Consider the following 19131-nt stretch of genomic DNA (forward strand, 5'->3'; position numbering starts at 1 on the left):
TCGCGCGTGCGCCGTGAAGGGGATGCTCGACAGGGGACGGCCGCTCACGTTGACTGGTGGAGGTTGGAGGCCGCCATATGACGCCGCGCATCGTCGAGGGAGACCTGCTGGAGCAGCAGGCCGAGGCCATCGTGAACGCCTGGAACCGGAACATCATCCCCTGGTGGCTGCTCTTGCCCCAGGGCGTTTCGGGCGCCATCAAGAAGAGGGGAGGGCTGGCGCCGTTCCGCGAGCTGGCGCGCGTGGGGCCGATGCCCCTCGGCTCGGCGGTGGTCACCTCCGCGGGCCGGCTGCCCTACCGGGGCATCATCCACGTGGCGGGCATCAACATGTTGTGGCGCGCGTCGGAGAAGTCCATCCGGGACTCGGTGACGAACGCGCTCGCCCGGGCCCGGGAGCACGGCTTTGGCTCCGTGGCGTTCCCGGTCATCGGCGCGGGCAGCGGCGGCTTCGACGAGGCCCGGGCACTCGAGGTGATGGTGTCCACGCTGGAGGCCCGTGACGTGGAGGTCGATGTCACCGTGGTCCGCTACCGCAAGGCCACGCCATGAACACGATGAGATGCTGGGGGCTGCTGCTCGGTGTGTGGCTGGCCGGATGCGCGGCCTCGGGCCCTTCCTCGCGAGCCTCCTTCCAGGAAGCGGAGAGCGAAGCGGCGGACACCTGCGTCGCCCTGCTCTGCGATGAGGAGGTGTGCGGCTTCTTCCGCTGCGAGGACGTGGCGGCGGACGCGGTGTCCTCGCGCGAAGGCGCGGATGCGGCGGGTGTGGAGCCCGGGCGGGTGGTGCTGGCGCGCACCGGGAGCACGACGGTGGGCATCAACCTGCCTTCCCCCGTCACGCCCATGCGGTACCGGGGCTGGCCACTGCGCTACCCGGGAGAGCGCGAGCCCATCTTCGTCATCCCCTGGAAGAACCACCACCTGCGCAACCTGCTGCCGAGCCAGAAGCAGCTCATCGCGGAGGCGAATGCGCGGCTGAACCGGCCTCACGAGAAGCACCACATCTTCCCGCAGGAGTTCAAGGCGTGGTTCAAGGAGCAGGGCGTCGACATCCATCAATGGACGATGCTCATCGAGAAGCAGCTCCACGAACGCATCCATCGGGGCGCGAGGGGTGGCCCCTGGAACGAGGCCTGGCGGCAATTCATCAAGGCCAACCCGGGAGCGACGAAAGAGGAAATCTGGAAGCACGCCTGGGAGCTGTGTGTCCGCTTTGGTCTGTTTGCACCCCTTCAGCCGTACTACGGTTCGGTGCGGCTACCACCCCCCATTCCATACTGAGGCGAGCATGACCTTCTACCGCTTGGACTCTCCGGAGGATTGGTCCTGCACGGGCGAGGTCAACGCCAACTACAAGTGGGGATTGCCCGGTACTCACTGCCCGGAATGTGATGCCACCTGGAGCAGTGCCTCGGATTCATACCCGTGCACCGACTTGTCGGGGCTGCCAGAGGCGAAAAAGCTCGAAGAGCCCTACCTGGAGGAGGACTTCGAGGAGTTCGTTCGTCTCCGTGAGCTGGTCCGGCCCTTGGTACCCGCCGGCGTGCCCTTGTGGCCGGGGACGAAGTTCGGCCCACTCGTGGGCTCGGCCCGCGGCACCTTTGGGCAGCTCTTCATGCCATACGCCTGGCGGCTGCTCATCCGCCGTGAGGCTTTGGAGCAACTGCACGCCGAAGGCATCCGGGGACTCGAGGGAGGCCGCACCCAGTTGCGCTTCCGGCAGAGACAGGCGCCGGAGCTGCTGGAGCTTCAAATCGAGCCCCACGGCCTGCTGCACCGGGACTGCATTCCACCCGGCAAGGCCGTGCCGTGTGGACGGTGTGGCCGGCACGGCTTCAGCTTCCCGGACAAGCCCATTCTCGACCGGGCCTCTCTGCCCGAGCACCTGGACCTGTTCCGGCTGGCCAACTTCACCACCGTCATCGTGGCCAGCGAGCGCCTCGTGGAGGCCATCCATCGCCTCGGTTTCGAGGAGGTGTCCATCCGCGAGCTGCACCTGCGCTGAGGCGCGGATTGGAGTAGACAGCGCCCATGCGCCTGCACCTCGTCGACGGGACCTATGAGCTCTACCGTGCCCACTTCTCGCCCCGGCCTGGGGCCACGGCGCCGGATGGCCGCGATGTGAAGGCCACCGTGGGGCTCGTCTCCTCGATGCTCGCGCTGCTGCACGACGCCGAGGAGTCGGTGACGCACATCGCCCTGGCCTTCGACAATCCCATCCGCTCGTTCCGCAATGCGCTCTTCGCCGGCTACAAGTCCGACGACGGCGTGCCCCCCGAGCTGCATGCCCAGTTCGACCTCGCCGAGGAGGCCATGCGGGCGCTCGGGCTCACCGTCTGGTCCATGAAGGACTTCGAGGCGGATGATGCGCTCGCCACCGCCTCCGCGCTCTGGGCCGGGCAGGTGGAGCAGGTGCGGTTGCTCACCCCGGACAAGGACCTCGGCCAGTGCGTGCGCGGCCGCCACGTCGTGCAGGTGGACCGCAAGCAGCAGAAGGAGCTGGACGAGGACGCCGTGCGGGCGAAGCTCGGCGTCCCCCCGGCGAGTGTGCCGGACCTGCTGGCGCTCGTGGGCGACGACGCGGACGGCATCCCCGGCCTGCCCGGCTTCGGAGAGAAGGGCGCGTCCGCGCTGCTCAACGCCTACGGCCACCTGGAGGCCATCCCCGCGGACGCGAGCGCCTGGTCCGTCCGCCCCCGAGGCGCGGACAAGCTCGCCGCCACCCTGCGCGAGCACCGCGAGGAAGCGCTGCTGTACCGCAAGCTGGCCACCCTGGTGACGGACGCGCCCCTGGCCGAGTCTCTGAAGGACCTCGCCTGGGCCGGCGTCCCCCGGGCGCGCTTCCTCGCGCTGTGCGACTCCCTGGGGCTCACCACGCTCAAGACGCGCCCCAAGCGCTGGGCGGCGGAACCGGCGTGAAGCCCAGCCAGGGGTTGCATGGCGCCCAGAAATGGCGCACATGGGCACGGGGTTGAACACCGCTATGTCCACCGAGCTGAAGCCCATCGGGCTGAACATTCCTGGCACCGACGACAACTGGGTCCCCTCCATGGAGGACATGCCCTTCCACCGCCTGGGCGGTGAGGCGGGGGTGCAGGCCCTGGCCGAGGCCTTCTACGACGCCATGGATGCGAGCGAGCCCGCGCTCGCCCGCCTGCACGAGCTGGATGAGCACGGCAAGGTGTCCCGCGGCATGCGCGAGCGCTTCGGCCTCTTCCTCATCGGCTGGCTGGGCGGGCCCCAGCACTACATGGAGAAGCACGGCCACCCGCGCCTGCGCATGCGCCATGGCCACCTCCCCGTGGACGTCGCCCAGCGCGACGCCTGGCTGCGCTGCATGCAGCGGGCAATGGACGCCCGGGGGGTGAAGGGCAACCTGCGCCGCTTCCTCGACCAGCGCTTCTCCGACGTGGCCGACTTCCTGCGCAACGTCGAGGGCTGAACGAGCACCTGGCAAGGGCGCTCACAAGATGCAGTTGCAGTGTATAGAGGACTACGGCGGTTGGGGGCTGAATTCAGCGCACGCTATCTTGATTCGTGGCTGTGGCGCGGATCTCAGCTGAATAAGGACGTGGTGTGCAGCACTCAAAACCCAGCAGCGTGCGCCGAATTAACCCTTCTCGTTCAAGAATTCTAGCTGCTTCAAGCACATCGTCTTCCTGATACCTCTCGGATTTTTCTTTAGACCAGCTCAAAAAATCAGGGACGAGACGGTCGTGGGATAAGAAACCCTTGCGGGCTATGACTGCGTGAGCTGTGGCTACTGCTTCCAGCTTATCGGCTGTTTTGTTGCATATGGTTGTGGCTGCGTTTATTGCTGCGTTCCATGCGCGAAGTCGATCTGCATCATTTCCGGCGAGTTTGCGGTTTCTGCCGTCCTGAAGCATCGCTTGTGCATCCATCTTTGTGAATGCAAGATAGTCGCGAATAGTATTGAGCATCGGCTCTATGCCTACACAATAAGGACCGAATTTGTACTCGGTAAACCTGAAGTACTCAGTGTCGGCATAGACATTGAAGAAATATGCTGCCTTTTGGATTGTGAGCTTGGTCGGTCGCTGAAGGCCTACGCGCAGTCCCGCCAGAACAAAGTGGGATAAAGATACTTTGGGCTCTTGAGCTACTTGCGACTCGAATCGGACTGTAGGCTCATAAACCTCAATGTCGACGTCGTTGAGGTCTTCCAACTCTCTTATGATCGCCCGTTTGACTTGAGACCATTCGAGCCCACCGTTTCCGCATCCTAACGGAGGCAGGGCGATTGAGCGGATGCGTTCACGCGCGATCAATTCGCGCAATGAGTGTAATCCTGTAACGATGTCCTCAAATCGAGAGGATGCGCGCCAGTGACCCTTGGTTGGAAAATTGATTACGATTTTGCCGGACTCTCGAAATGAAGTCGTTTCGCCAAGGCGTATCTCGCCGCGACGGCATTTTGATGCATAGTCGTTAAACATGCGCGGGTACGCTCTTTTGAATTGATGAGCGATGCCCTTGCCCATGACGCCTACGCAGTTGACGGTGTTGACGAGGGCCTCTGCTCGGCTGTCAAAAAGATTGCCATGTACGAAGCGAATCATTTGCAGCCTCGAGGGAACATGCTGGGGTTGACTGTGATTAGTCGAGAGTGTTCTACGCCAAGTGCGTCGAGGACGGCATCCTTGGCTTGTTCGGATGCGGTGAAAATGTTGGAGATGTCAGAAAACGCCACATTGGTTGGGCTCAGTGCTTCGGCCATGCAGACCATTTTGCATTCATGGTCGTCATAATCGCGATTGTCGCGATCCATTTGCGACCAATCAATGCTGTCGATGCCATCATCCCATTCGTGTACCTCAATGGATTCGGTGCCAGAGAGCGGATGACGGGCGATTATCTTCCACCCTTGAGCTCGTGCAACGGTGCGCCGCACGCAGAGCAAGGCGAAAGATGTTTTCGGGTTCGCGTGGACGACCGCGTAATCAAAAGGGCTTTTGTGGATGAAGTGGAATGGAACCATTGCGTCAAGGTCAAATTGACTACGACCATCTAGGATCTCACTATCCGCTACATCCTTGAAATTAATGCGATTCTTCCGCAGGCTACGACGCGAGAGCAGCCCGTTCTGCTTAATACTAATCAAGTTTTTGATAGCCGTGAGATGGTAAACGAGCTTCTTGTCGCGGTTTCCGGCCATGGCTGCTCCCTCTGCCTACATCAGAGGCTTGAGGATACAACAGCCTACCGCCATATTGAAGGGGTGCTGCACTAGGCTTGTTGATGTGGGCGCATGTGGTTTGGGGTTCGAGCTATGGAAGAGACGGACTTATTCCACGTTATTAAGCAAGCGAGCTGGCGCCAAGCTGGCTCTATGGATAGGACGAAGTGCATAGCAACGTCCTCTTGTGTGGGTTGAAGCCGGTCTTGGAGAAAAATGTCGTAATTTCAGATAGTTAGATCCTTTGTGGCTCGGCTTCCGGAACTAAGAATCATTCCTAGCTGCTCGGTTCCTCGGTTACAGCAATGTCCGTGTATGCGATAGTTGAATGACCTTAAGAAGCTATCTGTAGAGTTAGGGAAAAATTCCCAGCGAGTTGAGTGATGTACCGCGTGCCTTCGTTGGGCTCCTCTGAGAGGATTCGCGGCTACATGCAGATCTGGGTCGACGCCGATGCGTGTCCGGGGCCGGTGCGGGACATCCTCTTGAGGGCCTCGCAGCGCCTGGGCCTCGCCACCGTCTTCGTGGCCAACAAGCGCCTCACCCTGCCTCGCTCGGAGCTCGTCTCCACGGTGCAGGTGGGCGCGGGGCTCGACGTGGCGGATGGCTATATCGCCTCCTCGGCCCAGGCCGGAGACCTCGCCGTCACCCAGGACATCCCCCTCGCCGCGCTGCTCGTTCCCAAGGGCGTGGTGGTGCTCGACCCCCGGGGAGAGCTGTTCAGCGAGGAGAACATCTCCGAGCGCCTCTCCGTGCGGAACTTCATGCAGGAGCTGCGCGACGGCGGCGTGATGACCGGCGGTCCCAGCGGGTTCTCCAACCAGGACCGCCAGCAGTTCGCCGCCTCGCTGGACCGCGAGCTCACCCGGCTGCTCAAGGCCCGTTAGAAGCGCATCAGCAGACCCGGGCCCGCCGTGAGGGACTCGCTGCGCCGGCCCGTGCGCATCAACACCGGCACGGGGACGGCCCGGAAGGTCTCGGACGATTGGCTCCGCAGCCCCGGTGAGGTGGGCGGATAGGGCATCGGTTCCTCGGCGGTGACCAGCGCCGTGATGACGAAGGTGGCCGCGATGCCGCCGATGGCCGAGAGCGGGACGGCCGGGCCATTCGCGAGCGCCGTGCCCGCCAGCAGCAGCACCGCGCCCACGCCCATGGGCATCACCGTGAGCTTGAAGACGCGCGACGCCGAGAGCTCGAACGGCACCGCCAGCAGGCCTCCCAGCCCCATGCCGAGCAGGGGCGCCACCAGCGTCGGCGACAGGTTCGGGTCCTGGTCTCCCGGTTCCGAGAGCAACACCGTGGACTGCACGAGCCCGGTGAGCACGAAGGCGTACAGGGAGCTCATTCCCACCAGCGACGCATCCCCATCGCTCACGTCACCGGGCAGCGACGTGGCCGCCAGCGCGCCGATGATGCCGGCCTGCGTGGTGAGCAGCGTGGTGACGGCGCGGTCGCGCGAGCTGAGCCCCTGCTCGCTGCCGTAGCCGAAGCCGGCGAGGAAGCCCAGCGCGGCACCCCCCGCGGCGAGCAGCGACTCGTTGCGCTCCACCGGGACGTAGTACTGGTACAGGGCCGCGGCGGTGCCGAGCGACAGGCTTCCGAGCACCGCGCCCACGTAGGCCCCGTTCTCCGACTCGAAGGTGTTGCCGAGGATGCCGCCCGTCACCGCGCCGCTGAGCAACTCGGTGAAGACGAGCAGCATGCCGCCGGAGCCATAGGAGAAGCGGCTGTAGCGCGACGGGGGCTCGGTGGCCGTCGAGGCCTCGGGCGGTGGAGGAGGCGGAGGCGGCGCGGCCTGGGCCGCGGGCGTTGGAGGAGGTGGAGGCGCCGGTTGCACCGCGGGCGGCGGAGGTGGCGGAGGTGGCTGGGTCGTGGTCGCGGGCGGCTGTGTGACGGCCGGAGGCGGCGTCGCGGGCGGTGTCTGCACCGCGGGCGAAGCCGGCTGGGGGGTGGACGTGGACTGCGCCCGCGCGATGCCATTCGCGGTCAGCAGACCAAGACACATCAGGGAAACGACGAGCCGCATACACAGGTCTCCTAGGCGTAACGTGGGGGGAAGATGGGTCGGGCGGCCCGGGGGTGCATCGTTCAGTCCCGGGCGCTCTCTCGTCCCGTGGGGCGGTGCGGTGTCGGGTGTCACGCACCCGCAGCCCGGGAGGTGTCGGGTGCGGGGGCTTCCCGGTGGGTCCGCGGGGCTCCCCGCTTCCCTGGCGCCGGTTTTTCTGCTCGGGCGCTGGGAGGGCAGGGACGGCAGGGGTCCTGGCGGGCAGGCACGGCTCGGAGACGGGGCTCTTGTGCCACAATGTCGGCGTACCGCGCGGTCTCCGGTTCCTCCCTCCGGCCCCTCTTCACCATGACGACTTCCTTCCGTGCCCGGTCCTTCCGGCGGAGCCCGGTCTCCCCGGGCCTGCTTCTCGCGAGCGCCGTGCTCCTGTTGCTCGGGAGCGCTGCGGGCTGTGCCCGGAGCGAGGCCCCTCCGCCGCCCGTCGAGGCGAAGGTCGAGGGTCATTGGCTGCAACCGCTCGCCAACGGCAGCCAGATGGAGCCGTGCGGGCATGGCGGCCACGCCTGGGTCTGGACTCCTGGCCGAGCCGGGTTCTGGCTCGTGGACGAGGCGGGCCGCGAGCAGGCCATCGAGGGAGTCGGCGACAAGGGCGTGCAGGTGACGCAGGTCGTGTCCACGGCGGACTCCGAGCGGGCATGGGTCTTCGCGCAGATGCCCTCGCCCTTCAAACCGAGCACCGTGCTCTACCTGGTGGACCACCAGAAGCTCATCCGGCAGCTCTCGGTGCCAGCCCAGGAAGTGATGGCCATGCCGTCCGAGGGGAACGAGCGGCTCTGGGTGGTCTCGTCCCTCAACCTGAAGCACCTGACGGTCCTCGATGCCTCGGGCGAGGAGGGGCAGGAGGTGGCCCTCACTTCATCAGGGCAGGGGTGGATCACCGCGCGCCAGATGCTGCCCGTGGCGAAGGGACAGCAGAGCTGGCTCGTGCTGGACCAGAGCCTCCTCCACGTGAACCCGCGGGAGGGCGCCCGCTCCAACTCGAGGCCCCTGTACGTGGGGAACGTGGGGACTCTGCTTCCCACCCGGCAGCCCGACCGGGCCTGGGTGCTCGCGCAGCAGTCCGGGAAGAGCGAGCCGCAGTTCCTGCTCGCGAGCCGGGAGGGAGTGAAGACCACCGCGAAGCCCCTGCTCGACGGCGTCCAGCAGCTCTTCGCCCACCGTGACGCCGATCGCGTGTGGGCGTTGCAGGTCACGAGCCCCGCCGGTGCTTTGGCCCCGGTCTTCGAGTTGAAGCTCGTGGGGCTCGACGGGGCGGTGGTGGGTCCCGGTGTGAAGGTGGAAGGGATGCCAGGAGTGGGAAGCTCTCCGGACGGGCATGTCTGGGTAGGTGACAGGCGGCGCGTCTACCTCCTGGGCGAGGGTGGGGAAGAGGTGGCGCGCAGCGCGGATGCGGAGGGTCTGGGGTGGGCGCAGCTCCTCCCGCTCTCGGCGGAGCACGCCTGGGCGGTGACGGAGGCCGGTGGGGTCAGCCTGCTGTCCGTGAAGGGACGGGTCATCACCTCGGGCGACCAGGCGGTGACGTACCTTCACGAGCCCCAATTGGTGGTGGCGGATGCGCAAGGGGCGTGGGTGCTGTCGGACGGTGCGACCCGGCTTCACCGGTTCTCGCTCGGTCAGGACGGGCTGCAGTCCACGCAGGTGCTCGAGGGCGTGGGGATGAATGGGGTGTTCCCGATTCCGGGCACGCGCCGCGCCTGGGTGACCGGTAGCCCGAGGGGCTACGTCTACGGAGAGGCCTCGGACGTGGGACGGGTGCGGGTGGGCTTCGCCGGTGGAGCCAGGCTCGAGCGAGACGCGAAGGGAGGGGTTCAGGTGGAGGGCCGCCTCGAGGCGGGAGCGCCGCTGGAGTCGCTGGAGCTCGACTGGCCAGGGCTCGCGCATGCGAAGGCGGCCGGGCGCACGCTGCTGTTCAAGTTGCGTCCGGAGAATGGCCCGGGCGAGCTGGACGGGGAGTGGGAGTGGCGTCTCGCCACGGCCCAGCCCATCGTGGTGAAACCGCCGTCGGGAAGCGCGGAGCACCTCTCCCTCGCCGTGGTGACGCACGCGGTGGAGAATGGCACCCAGCTCACCGCCACCTTCCAGCACGTGCCCTTCGGTGTGCGGCTGCTCGACCGCGTCTGGGTGCGCACCGCGCTCGCGTGTCTCGCGGTGACGCTGTTGCTGCTGTTGCCCATGCTGCTGCTGAGCCCCTCGGGCGCGTCGCGCAGGTGGTTGCCGCTCATCGGTTACATCCTCACCGGAGTGGGGGCGGGCGGTGGCGAGCTGATGGGATTGTTGGGCGGGCTGCGCATCCACCTGCCCACGGTGCTGGCCGTGACGTGCGCGGAGCTGGTGTTGTGCGCGGGCCTGGGGCTGCTGTCACCGGCCGTGTTCCGCCGGCTCGTCTTCACCCACCCGTTCTCCTGGGCCGCCGCGCCGCTGCTGCGCTGGCCCGCCTTCCGGCGCCGCTTCTTCGCCGCGCATGTCCGGCAGGTGCGCCGCCGGGTGGACGTGGCCTCCGCGCAGGCCAACGGCGAGGTGTTCGTGGAGCTCTCCTCGCACGTCACCGAGTACGCGGGGGCCGGGGTGCCGCCCTCGCCCTCGGAGCGCACGGCCGAGGAGCTGTGCGGGCTGCTCACGCGCGAGCGCGCGCACCTGCTCATCCAGTGCGCGGGAGGCCGGGGGAAGAGCGCGCTCCTCCGGCGGCTGGTGCGGCTGTCGTTGGAGCACTTCGAGAAGCAGCCGTCCTCGCCGCTGCCCGTGTTCATCGATCCAGCGGCGGAGGACCTGGAGACGGCCGCGAAGGAGGCGCTGCAGGAGCTGGGGTTGCCGGAGGGGCTGCGGGACGCGCTGCTGGAGTCGGGGGACTTCTTCCTGGTGCTGGACGGCCTCACCGAGTCGAAGCTGGAGCCGGAGGCGCTGCGCCGCTACCTGGAGCGGGAGATGGGGCTGCACGCGCCGGTGCTGCTGTCGGCGAGGCCCAACGAGGCGTACCGGACGGCGATGGCGCACGCGCTGCGCTGGATGGCGGTGGAGCCCAAGCGGCTGGACGCGGCGGGGCTGGAGCGCTTCCAGGCGGCGTACCCGGGACCGGACGGCAAGCCGGTGCCGCTCACCGAGTCCCTCCAGCGCATCTGCCGGGGCCGGGCGGCGGACGGGACGTACGTGCCCATCCTCGTGCGGCTGGCGCTGCGCTTCGGCGCGGGCGGGGTGGACAGCGTCATCAATCTCTACCGGGCCGTCTTCGCGGGGCTGTTGAAGCAGGAGCCGGACGACGCGAAGACCTCGGAGATGCTGGGCTTCGCGGAGGCGCTGTGCCTGGGCAGCTACTGGGAGCACCGCAGCCGGCTCATCGTCTGCCGCGACAGTCCGGACGAGGCGAACCTGAGGAAGCTGCTGGACGCGGGGCTGCTGGTGGCGGCGGACGCGAGGCCGGGGCCGGTGCCCAGGCACGTGCGCTTCTTCCACGACTCGATGCAGAGCTACCTCACGGCGCGGGCGCTGTACGCGCGCTACGCCTCGCAGGCGAAGTGGGACTGCCTGTGGCGGGCGGCGGGCGAGCCGGGCTTCGCACGGGAGCAGTCGGACCTGATGACGGAGGCGGGCTCGGAGCTGTTCCAGATGTGCTCGTACGTCTTCGGGTACGACGCGCGGCTGAAGGCGGAGCTGAGCCGGCACCTGGAGCTGTGCGCGGAGGCGAATGACGAGCGGCTCAACAAGGAGGGCATCCTGGCGGCGGTGCCGGAGGAGCTGAGGCCCGCGTTGCGCAAGTCCGGCCGGGTGCTGTCGCCGGGGCTGCTGCTGAGCGAGGCGAGCCGCGTGTGCGGAGAGCACACCGACGGAGAGGCCCTGTTCCTGCTCTACGCGCGCATCGCCCCGCTGGCATGGCCCTGGAAGCCGGAGGACGCGGGCACGGCCCAGTCCCACGAGGACAAGGACGCGGACGCGGCCTGAGTGCGCAGCCCCTCCCTCGCCCATGCCCGTCACCCTGCCAGCCCATGCCGCCGCGGTGCTCCCATTCTTCCGGCTGTGCCGGAGGGGCGTGCTGCCCACCGCGCTCGTCGTCGGAGCCTGTGCGCCGGACCTCTCCTACGTGTATGCCGTGCGCGAGCTCGGTGACTACGCGCACGAGTTCCCCGGCTTCATCCTCTTCTGCGTGCCGGTGGGGCTCGCGGTGCTGGTGTGGCTGGAGGCGCTCGTCCTGCCCGCGCTGAGACGCGCCCTGCCCGAGGTGGGGGGCGTGCAGTGGGGCCGCTTCGTGCACACCGAGGGGCTGCCGGCAACACCCCTCGCCTGGGTGGCCATCGTGGCGGCGCTGGTGCTCGGCGCCAGCACGCACCTGCTCTGGGATGGCTTCACCCACGCCAGGATGTGGCCCGCCGAGGTGCTCTACCCGGACGTCCTCGTCCCGGTGGGGAGCAGGAATCTGCCGCTGGCGCGGGTCCTCCAGCATGGCTCGTCGCTGGTGGGCTCGCTCGTGGTGCTCGGGTACATGGCGAGCCGCTACCGGCACCTGGAGCCCGTGGCGGGGGGCGCCTGGGCCGACTATCTGCGCGTGCTGGTGCCGACGGCGGCCGGGGCGGTGCTGGGACTGGTGCTGCGGCTGGCGCGCTACCAGGACATGGGGGCGCTGGAGGCGCAGCTGTGGTGGGCCTTCTGGCCCACGGTGACGGGGGCGCTCGCGGGGCTCACCGTGGGGTGCGCGCTCGTCCGGTGGCGCGGGCGGTCATGAGTGGCGGCGCTCCACCTGCTCCAGGGCCCGGCGGATCTGCGGCAGCGCATACGGTTTGGGCAGCATCACCGCTCCCTCCAGCTTCTCGGAGCCCCCGGCGAGCGCCGTGCTCCCGAGCCCCGAGGCGATGATGATTCCCATTCCCGGCCTGTGCCGCGCCGCCTCTTGAGCGAGCTCCACGCCCGACGAGCCCGGCAGCGTCACATCCGTGAACAACACGCCGAAGCCACCGGCCGCCAGGGCCGCCCGGGCCTCTTCCGCGCTCGACACCGCCAGCACGTCGTGCCCCAGCAGGCCCAGCAGCTCGCACGCCGAGGAGCGGATGTCCTCATCATCCTCCACCAGCAGCACGCGCTGCCGCCGGTCGGGCCGCCGCGTGCGGTGGTCGAGCAGCTGGCGCACCTTGCGGGCCATGTCCTCGCGGCGATGGGGCTTGCTCAGCAGGTGGACGCCCGGGTCGAGCCGCCCGCCCGTGGCGATCGCATCCTCCGTGTAGCCGGAGGTGAAGAGCACCTCGAGGTCCGGCAGCAGCGCCTTGGCCTGCCGGGCCAGCTCGGCGCCGCGGATGGGGCCCGGCATCACCACGTCGGTGAACAGCAGGTCCACGGGGATGCCGCTCTGGAGGATGGCCAGGGCGCTCTGGCCATCGGCGGCCTTGAGCACGCGGTAGCCCAGCTCCGTTAGCATCTCCACCACCGTGGCACGCACCTCGGCGTTGTCCTCCACCACGAGGACGGTCTCGCTTCCTCCCTCGACGGGGCCCGTGGGGAGCTCGGTGGGCAGTGCCTCCTCCGTCCGCAGGGCGCGGGGCAGGTAGAGCTTGATGGACGTGCCGAGCCCCACCTGGCTGGAGAGCTGGATGTGGCCGCCGCTCTGTTTGACGAAGCCATACACCATGCTCAGGCCGAGCCCGGTGCCACGGCCCTCGGGCTTGGTGGTGAAGAAGGGCTCGAAGACGCGCTCCAGCACCTCCGGGGGCATGCCGCAGCCGGAGTCGGAGACGGTGAGGAGCACGTACTGGCCGGGCACCACCTCCGGGTGCAGCCAGGCGTCGCGGTCATCCAGCCAGGCGTTGCCGGCCTCGATGACCAGCTTGCCGCCGTGGGCCATGGCATCCCGGGCGTTGATGGCCAGGTTGAGCAGGACGTTCTCGAGCTGGTTGGGGTCCGCGAACGTGTTCCACAGGCCGCTGGGGATGAGGGTCTCGATCTCGATGCCCTCGCCCAGGGTGCGGCGCAACAGTTCATCCATGCCGCGCACCAGCCGGCCCAGGTTGAAGACGAGGGGCTGGAGGGGCTGGCGGCGCGCGAAGGCGAGCAGATGGGAGGCGAGCTTCGCGCCCCGGTCGACGGCGCCAACGGCGGTACGCAGGCGGCCGAGGGCGCGTGGGTTGCCGGCCATGTCGCGCTGCAGCAGCTGGAGGTTGCCGCCGATGACCTGCAGCAGGTTGTTGAAGTCGTGCGCCACGCCGCCGGTGAGCTGGCCCACGGCTTCCATCTTCTGCGACTGGCGGAGCTGCTCCTCGGTCTGGCGCTGCTCGGTGATGTCGCGCGCGACGGCGTAGAGCACACCGTCCTCGGGCACGGGCACCGCGGTCCACGAGAGGCGGTGGTAGGTGCCGTTGCGGTGCCGCAGGGAGTTCTCGAAGCGCAGCGTCCGGTTTCCCGCGGCCAGCTTCGCCACCTCGGCCCGCGTCTTCTCCTGGTCGTCGGGGTGCGCGAGCCAGGAGGAGCTCTTCCCCAGCAGCTCTTCCTCGCTCCAGCCGAGCAGCGCGGTCCACGCCGGGTTGACGCTGAGGTAGCGGCCCTCGAGGTCCGCCACCAGCAGCAGGTCCTGGGAGACGTTCCAGATGCGGTCGCGCTCGCGCGTGCGTTGCTCGACGCGCTGCTCGAGCGTCTCGTTGGCCCGCCGCAGCTCCGCCATCGCCCTGACGCGCTCGCTCGCGGCCCAGATGCGATCGGCGACGTTGCGGGTGAATTCGAGCTCGTCCTGGGTCCAGGCGCGGACCTCCGCGTCATGGATGAACAGGACGGAGACCAGCCGGCCCTGCTCCCGCAGGGGCACGTTGAGCAGCGCGCGGATGCCAGAGGCCAGCAGCTTGCCGGAAGCGGCGGCGGTCCTCGGGTCCTTCTCGACGTCCGGGATGGCGACCAGCTCGCCCCGCTCGAGGTTCTCGAAGTGCGTGCCGTAGTCCTCGAACCGGTGCAGGCCGGCCACGCTGGCGACGCCGGGGCCCGAGACCCAATCCCGCTCGATGTGGAAGAGCCGCTGTGCCGCATCGAAGGTGCCGTAGCCAGCGCGCGGCACACCGAAGAGGCGCCCGGCGATCTCCATGGCGGTGCCCGCGATGCTGGGCGTGTCGCCCAGGTCCCGCAGCCGGTCACCCAGCTCGACGAGGGCGGCCTGGCGCAGCTCCGCCTTCTTGCGCTCATTGACGTTGATCAGCACGCCGGGGAAGCGCAGGGGCTTGCCTTCGGCACTGAGCTCGCAACGGCCATTCGCTTCAATCCAGAGATAGGAGCCATCGAGCTGCCGGACGCGGTACTCGGCGCGGTACGGGCCGCCGGTCTCCATCGTCCGGGCGAGCAGGGCCTGGATCCTCGGGACATCCCCGGGGTGGATGGACTCCACGACCACGCTGAGCGGCAGCCCCCGGGCGGCCCGCTCCGGCTCGAGCGAAAAGGAGCGGGCGAAGCGCTCGTCGGCCGTGAACCGGTCGGCCGGGATGTCCCAGACCCAGGTACCAATCACCGGGCCCGCGTCGAGTGCGAGCTGGAGCCGCTCGTTGGCCTCGCGGAGTGCATCCTCGGCCAGCCGGCGGTAGGTCACATCCTGGACGACGCCGCGGAGCCGGATGGGCCTGCCCTCGGCGTCGCGGACGAACTCGGCCCGCCGGGAGATCCACCGCGGCTCGCCCGTGTCATGCCGGCGGATGCGGTACTCGACGGTGGTCCGCGCGAGCCCCAAGGCCCGGCTCTTCGTGGTCGAGGCGACATCCCGGTCCTCGGGGAACACGAGCGCCTCGATGTCGGTCACGGGCATCGCGTCCACGGGCGCGAGGCCGTACAGCCGGCAGAACGCCGGGGTGACGGTCATCAGGTTCGTGGCGATCTCCACCGTGAACACGCCGATGCCGCCCGCTTCCTGCGCGAGGCGCAGTTGCTCGTCCCGCTCCAGGAGGCGCTCCTCGGCCCGCTGGCACTCGGCGCTGCCAGCCTCGGTTTGCTGGGCCTCTTCTCTGTCGGACGGGTGAGCACTCATGAGTGGTACGGCACGGGAGGGAGTCTCCAGAGGACTGTGACCGTGCCATCCACCGGGGCGCAAGGGGACACGGCCGCGTGATGGGTTTCCTGAACTGGAGTGAGGGCTACCGTGCGGCCGATACGTCTGGAGAAGAACGCTGCACCCGTCTGGCGGTGTGAGGCCATGCCCCGCTGTCAGGCTCGCCGACAGATCTGCCCGAGAGACCTGCCCACCCACGCCATTTCGATGGGAGCCAGGGCCCATTTCGGATTGCCCGGGATGCTCTGGACGGTTGCGCCCACCACCGGCCGCACGTGGAGCCGCTGCTCCATGCCTTGCCGGGGGATGCCGTCCGGCGGATGGCAGTGGGTGCAACGCGGACCCCCAACATGGCGTGGAGGCTTCGCATGAAGCGCGAGCGTCGCCTCCCGGGTGCCGCCGTGGAGACCTCAGCGCTTGAAGGTATCCACCGCCTGACGGCCCACCGCGGGGTCGTCGGTGAAGAACCCGTCGATGCCGGTGGCGAGGTACTTCTGGATCTCCGTAACCGAGCCGGAGGCATTGTGGGTGGTGTCGTCCCCCTGGGCCTTGAGGGGCGCGGGCAGGAAGGCATTCTCGGGCCGGAAGGTGTACGGGAACACGAGCAGCCCGGCGGCGTGGGCGTTGCGCACGAGGTCCGTCGGCTTCTCGAAGTTGCCCGAGCTGTCCACGTTGATGATGGTCAGCTTGTAGGGCCCGACGCCCTGGGCATAGGTGGAGACCTCCTTCATGCCCTCCTCGGTCATCAGCTCGTTGTAGGTGCGCGAGTCACCCGCCTTGACGAAGTCATAGGGCTTCTTGTCCCGGGCATCCATCAGCTGCACCAGCTTCCAGTTCTTCTGCGAGGTGCCGAGCTTCTGGTGCAAGGCCTTGAGATTGGCCACCTCAAAGGACTGGATGTAGACGGTGGCCTTGCTCTTGGAGAAGTCGTTGGCGCGCAGCGTCTCGACGAGCGTGTCCTCCAGGGCCAGGCCGATGGACTGGAAGTACGTGGGGTGCTTGGTCTCGGGGTAGAGGTGGATGGTGCGGCCGGTGCTGGCCGACATCTCCTGGGCCAGGGTGATGACCTCGGCGAGCGTGGGAATCTCGAACTGATCGTTGTACACCTTGTTGGCCGGGCGGGCCTGGGGGATGCGCTCGCGCGCGCGCAGTTCCTTGAGCTCGGCGAGCGTGAAGTCCTCGGTGAACCAGCCGGTGATGGCCACACCGTCGATCGTCTTCGTGGTCTTGCGGTCAGCGAACGTCGCCACCTCCGCCACGTTGGTGGTGCCGGAGATCTCGTTCTCGTGACGGGCCACGAGCACGCCGTCCTTCGTCGACACGAGATCCGGTTCGATGATGTCCGCGCCGTCCTCGATGGCCTTGCGGTAGCTGGCCAGGGTGTGCTCCGGCCGCAGCGCGCTGGCGCCGCGATGGCCGACCACGAGCACCTTGTCGACGAGCGGGGCCGAGAGGTCGGCGCAGCCGGTCATCGAGAAGGCGCACGCCGCCGCGAGCACGGACGAGCGAAGGGCGAAGCGGAAGGACGGATGACGGCGGGGGGAGGGCGAGAGCAGGGGAAACTCCGGGGCGTGACGCGTGCGTCGTGATGGGCGGCGCACATAGCACACGGAGATGGCAGGCCGGTGAACAGCGTGGAAACACAGCGTCAAGTGCCGCCACCGGCGATTCGCTCCTCGTGAGCATACCCACTATCTGAGCTGTCCCTCTCGTGGACGATGGCGCGGCCGGATGTGCACGGCGAAGCAGAAGTGACGGCGATGAACGTGAGATGAGGAGGGGCGCTGTTAGGGTTCGCGCACCATGAACCTCCGAACCCTCACCCCTCTGCTCGTCTCGCTGCTGACGGGCGCTCCCGCGGTGGCGCTCGCGCAGTCCGCGCAGAAGCCCGCCACCCAGGCGCCCTCCACGGTGCAAGGTGTCGCCCCGCTGCCCGGCCAGCCCAACCTCCTGGCCAGCGGCGTGCCCGAAATTCCTCCCGAGCTGCGCCGGCGCGTCCTGCAGTACCTCGAGGCGCGCTCGGCGAACCTGATGGACGTGAGCCAGGACGGCAAGCAGGTGCTCCTCTCCACCCGCTTCGCCGACACCAACCAACTGCACGTGGTGGAGCAGCCCCTCGGCGCCCGCTCCCAGCTCACCTTCACGCCGGAGCCCATCAACACCGCGCGCTTCCACCCCAACGATCCCAACACCCTCTTCTTCCTCCAGGACGTGGGCGGCGGCGAGTTCTTCCAGGTGTTCCGGCTCGACCGGCGCAACGGCCGCTCCGAGCTGCTCACCGATGGCAAGAGCCGCCACGAGGTGCTCTCGCTCTCGGACGACGGCAAATGGCTGGCCTACGGTGGCACCGGCCGCAACGGCAAGGACACCGACGTCTACGTGGCGCCCACGGACAACCCCAAGCAGGCCCGCCGCCTCACCGAGGCCGAGGGCACCTGGTACCCGGGGGAGTTCTCCCGCGATGGCTCCAAGCTGCTCGTCACCCAGTTCCGCGCCGCGGATGACGCCGACCTGCACGTGGTGGACGTGAAGACGGGTGAACGCCGCCAGCTCACCCCCAAGGAGGGCAAGGGCAGCATCAACGGCGCCGTGCTCACGCCGGACGGCAAGAGCGTCTACGTCGTCACCGACCGGTACAGCGACTTCTCCGAACTCTACAAGCTGGAGCTCGACAAGGCGCCCTCCACCTCCGCGCCTCCGTCCCTCACGAAGTCCCTCCGTTGGAACGTGGAGGGCATCGCGCTCTCGCAGGATGGCAAGACGCTCGCCGTGGACGTGAACGAGGACGGCTACAGCCGGCTGTACCTCCTGGACACGAAGCGCGGCACGCTCTCCCCGGTGGAGGTTCCCCGGGGCGTGATGGCGAATTTCGTCTTCCCCCAGGGGCGCTCGGACGTGCTCGCCTACGCCATCAGCACCTCGAAGTCGCCCGCGGACGTCTACCTGCTGGATTTGCGCACGAAGAAGAGCACCCGCTGGACGCGCTCGGAGGTGGGCGGCCTGGACACGGACACCTTCGTGGAGCCCGAGCTGGTGCACTACAAGTCCACCGACAACGTGCAGGTGCCCGCGTTCCTCTACATGCCGCGCGAGCGCAAGGGCAAGGTGCCCGTGGTCGTCATCTTCCACGGTGGTCCCGAGGGGCAGAGCCGGCCGTACCTGAGCACTTTCACCCAGTACCTCGCGGTGGAGCTGGGCATGGCGGTGCTGGTGCCCAACGTGCGGGGCTCGGATGGTTACGGCAAGGCGTTCCGCGCCATGGATGACGGGGTGAAGCGCGAGCAGAGCCTCGCGGACATCGGCGCCACGCTGGATTACATCGCCTCGCGCCCGGAGCTGGACGCCTCGCGCGTGGGCGTGGATGGGGGCTCCTACGGCGGCTACATGGTGCTCGCCACCGCCGCCTTCTTCCCCGAGCGGATTCGCGCCGCGGTGGACGTGGTGGGCATCTCCTCGCTGCCCACCTTCCTGCAGAACACCCAGGCCTACCGCCGCGACCTGCGCCGCGCCGAGTACGGGGACGAGCGCGACCCCGAGGTGCGCAAGGTGCAGGAGCGCATCTCCCCGCTCAACTCGGTGGAGCGCATCAAGGCCGCGCTCTTCGTCCAGCAGGGGGCCAATGACCCGCGCGTGCCCCAGTCGGAGGCGGAGCAGATCGTCAAGGCGGTGCGCGCCCGGGGCGCGGACGTCTGGTACCTGCTCGCGCTCGACGAGGGCCACGGCTTCGGCAAGAAGGCCAACAAGGACACCATCACCATGGCCACCTTCCTCTTCCTGGAGAAGCACCTGGGCGCGCCCGCCGGCACGCCTGGCGGCTCCGGCAAGTAGGCGCGGGAGCGGGCACACACCCGTGACGGAGCCGGTGTAGAATGCTC

14 protein-coding genes are annotated in these 19131 nt (G+C 68.1%); 9 read left to right on the forward strand and 5 right to left on the reverse strand.

What is annotated here, in order from left to right; all coding sequences use genetic code 11:
- The first annotated feature begins 77 nt into the window (after positions 1 to 77).
- From NR798_RS03030 to NR798_RS03050, 5 genes are all read left to right on the forward strand, one after another.
- Positions 78 to 551, forward strand: a complete 474-nt coding sequence (locus NR798_RS03030; protein WP_375769878.1) for a macro domain-containing protein — start codon at positions 78 to 80, stop codon at positions 549 to 551.
- Positions 548 to 1282 carry a TIGR02269 family lipoprotein gene (locus NR798_RS03035; protein ID WP_375769879.1) on the forward strand — a complete coding sequence of 245 codons (735 nt, stop codon included), beginning with the start codon at positions 548 to 550 and terminating at the stop codon, positions 1280 to 1282. Before NR798_RS03030 ends, NR798_RS03035 begins: the two co-directional genes overlap by 4 nt.
- A 7-nt stretch (positions 1283 to 1289) precedes the next feature.
- On the forward strand, positions 1290 to 2006 hold the full coding sequence (locus NR798_RS03040) for a double-CXXCG motif protein (RefSeq protein WP_375769880.1): 717 nt from the start codon (positions 1290 to 1292) through the stop codon (positions 2004 to 2006).
- Between the two features lie 26 nt (positions 2007 to 2032).
- Positions 2033 to 2920 carry a 5'-3' exonuclease H3TH domain-containing protein gene (locus NR798_RS03045; RefSeq protein WP_375769881.1) on the forward strand — a complete coding sequence of 296 codons (888 nt, stop codon included), beginning with the start codon at positions 2033 to 2035 and terminating at the stop codon, positions 2918 to 2920.
- Between the two features lie 64 nt (positions 2921 to 2984).
- Positions 2985 to 3443 carry a group II truncated hemoglobin gene (locus NR798_RS03050; RefSeq protein ID WP_375773715.1) on the forward strand — a complete coding sequence of 153 codons (459 nt, stop codon included), beginning with the start codon at positions 2985 to 2987 and terminating at the stop codon, positions 3441 to 3443.
- A gap of 73 nt (positions 3444 to 3516) precedes the next feature.
- Here NR798_RS03050 and NR798_RS03055 read toward each other — a convergent pair whose 3' ends face one another.
- Positions 3517 to 4581 carry a macro domain-containing protein gene (locus tag NR798_RS03055; RefSeq protein WP_375769882.1) on the reverse strand — a complete coding sequence of 355 codons (1065 nt, stop codon included), beginning with the start codon at positions 4579 to 4581 and terminating at the stop codon, positions 3517 to 3519.
- Entirely contained in the window at positions 4578 to 5177 is a 600-nt protein-coding gene (locus NR798_RS03060) for a DarT ssDNA thymidine ADP-ribosyltransferase family protein (protein WP_375769883.1), read from the reverse strand. Before NR798_RS03060 ends, NR798_RS03055 begins: the two co-directional genes overlap by 4 nt.
- A gap of 452 nt (positions 5178 to 5629) precedes the next feature.
- On the opposite strand from NR798_RS03060, the gene NR798_RS03065 reads away from it, so the two are divergent.
- Positions 5630 to 6085, forward strand: a complete 456-nt coding sequence (locus tag NR798_RS03065) for a YaiI/YqxD family protein (protein ID WP_375769884.1) — start codon at positions 5630 to 5632, stop codon at positions 6083 to 6085.
- Here the strand turns inward: NR798_RS03065 and NR798_RS03070 are convergent.
- On the reverse strand, positions 6082 to 7224 hold the full coding sequence (locus NR798_RS03070; protein WP_375769885.1) for a hypothetical protein: 1143 nt from the start codon (positions 7222 to 7224) through the stop codon (positions 6082 to 6084). The genes NR798_RS03065 and NR798_RS03070 overlap by 4 nt on opposite strands.
- A gap of 327 nt (positions 7225 to 7551) precedes the next feature.
- Between NR798_RS03070 and NR798_RS03075 the strand changes: the two genes are divergently transcribed.
- Positions 7552 to 11196: a hypothetical protein gene (locus NR798_RS03075; protein WP_375769886.1), complete on the forward strand. Its 3645-nt coding sequence runs from the start codon at positions 7552 to 7554 to the stop codon at positions 11194 to 11196.
- A gap of 22 nt (positions 11197 to 11218) precedes the next feature.
- Positions 11219 to 11974, forward strand: coding sequence for a DUF4184 family protein (locus NR798_RS03080; RefSeq protein ID WP_375769887.1), 756 nt, complete (start codon positions 11219 to 11221; stop codon positions 11972 to 11974).
- Here NR798_RS03080 and NR798_RS03085 read toward each other — a convergent pair.
- Together NR798_RS03085 and NR798_RS03090 are read right to left on the reverse strand one after the other, a co-directional pair.
- Positions 11969 to 15235 (reverse strand): PAS domain-containing protein, encoded by a 3267-nt coding sequence (locus NR798_RS03085; RefSeq protein WP_375769888.1) that lies wholly within the window; start codon positions 15233 to 15235, stop codon positions 11969 to 11971. The two genes, NR798_RS03080 and NR798_RS03085, sit on opposite strands and share 6 nt — an antisense overlap.
- 431 nt (positions 15236 to 15666) lie before the next feature.
- The gene (locus NR798_RS03090; protein ID WP_375769889.1) at positions 15667 to 16728 is read right to left on the reverse strand and encodes a glycerophosphodiester phosphodiesterase; all 1062 of its coding nucleotides are present in this window, start codon (positions 16726 to 16728) and stop codon (positions 15667 to 15669) included.
- A 331-nt stretch (positions 16729 to 17059) separates the two neighbouring features.
- Between NR798_RS03090 and NR798_RS03095 the strand changes: the two genes are divergently transcribed.
- Complete coding sequence (locus tag NR798_RS03095; RefSeq protein ID WP_375769890.1) at positions 17060 to 19084, forward strand: S9 family peptidase; 2025 nt, start codon at positions 17060 to 17062, stop codon at positions 19082 to 19084.
- The last annotated feature ends 47 nt before the right edge of the window (positions 19085 to 19131 follow it).

The organism is Archangium gephyra (assembly GCF_042230915.1).
In the GTDB taxonomy this organism is placed as follows: Bacteria; Myxococcota; Myxococcia; order Myxococcales; family Myxococcaceae; genus Archangium; species Archangium gephyra_B.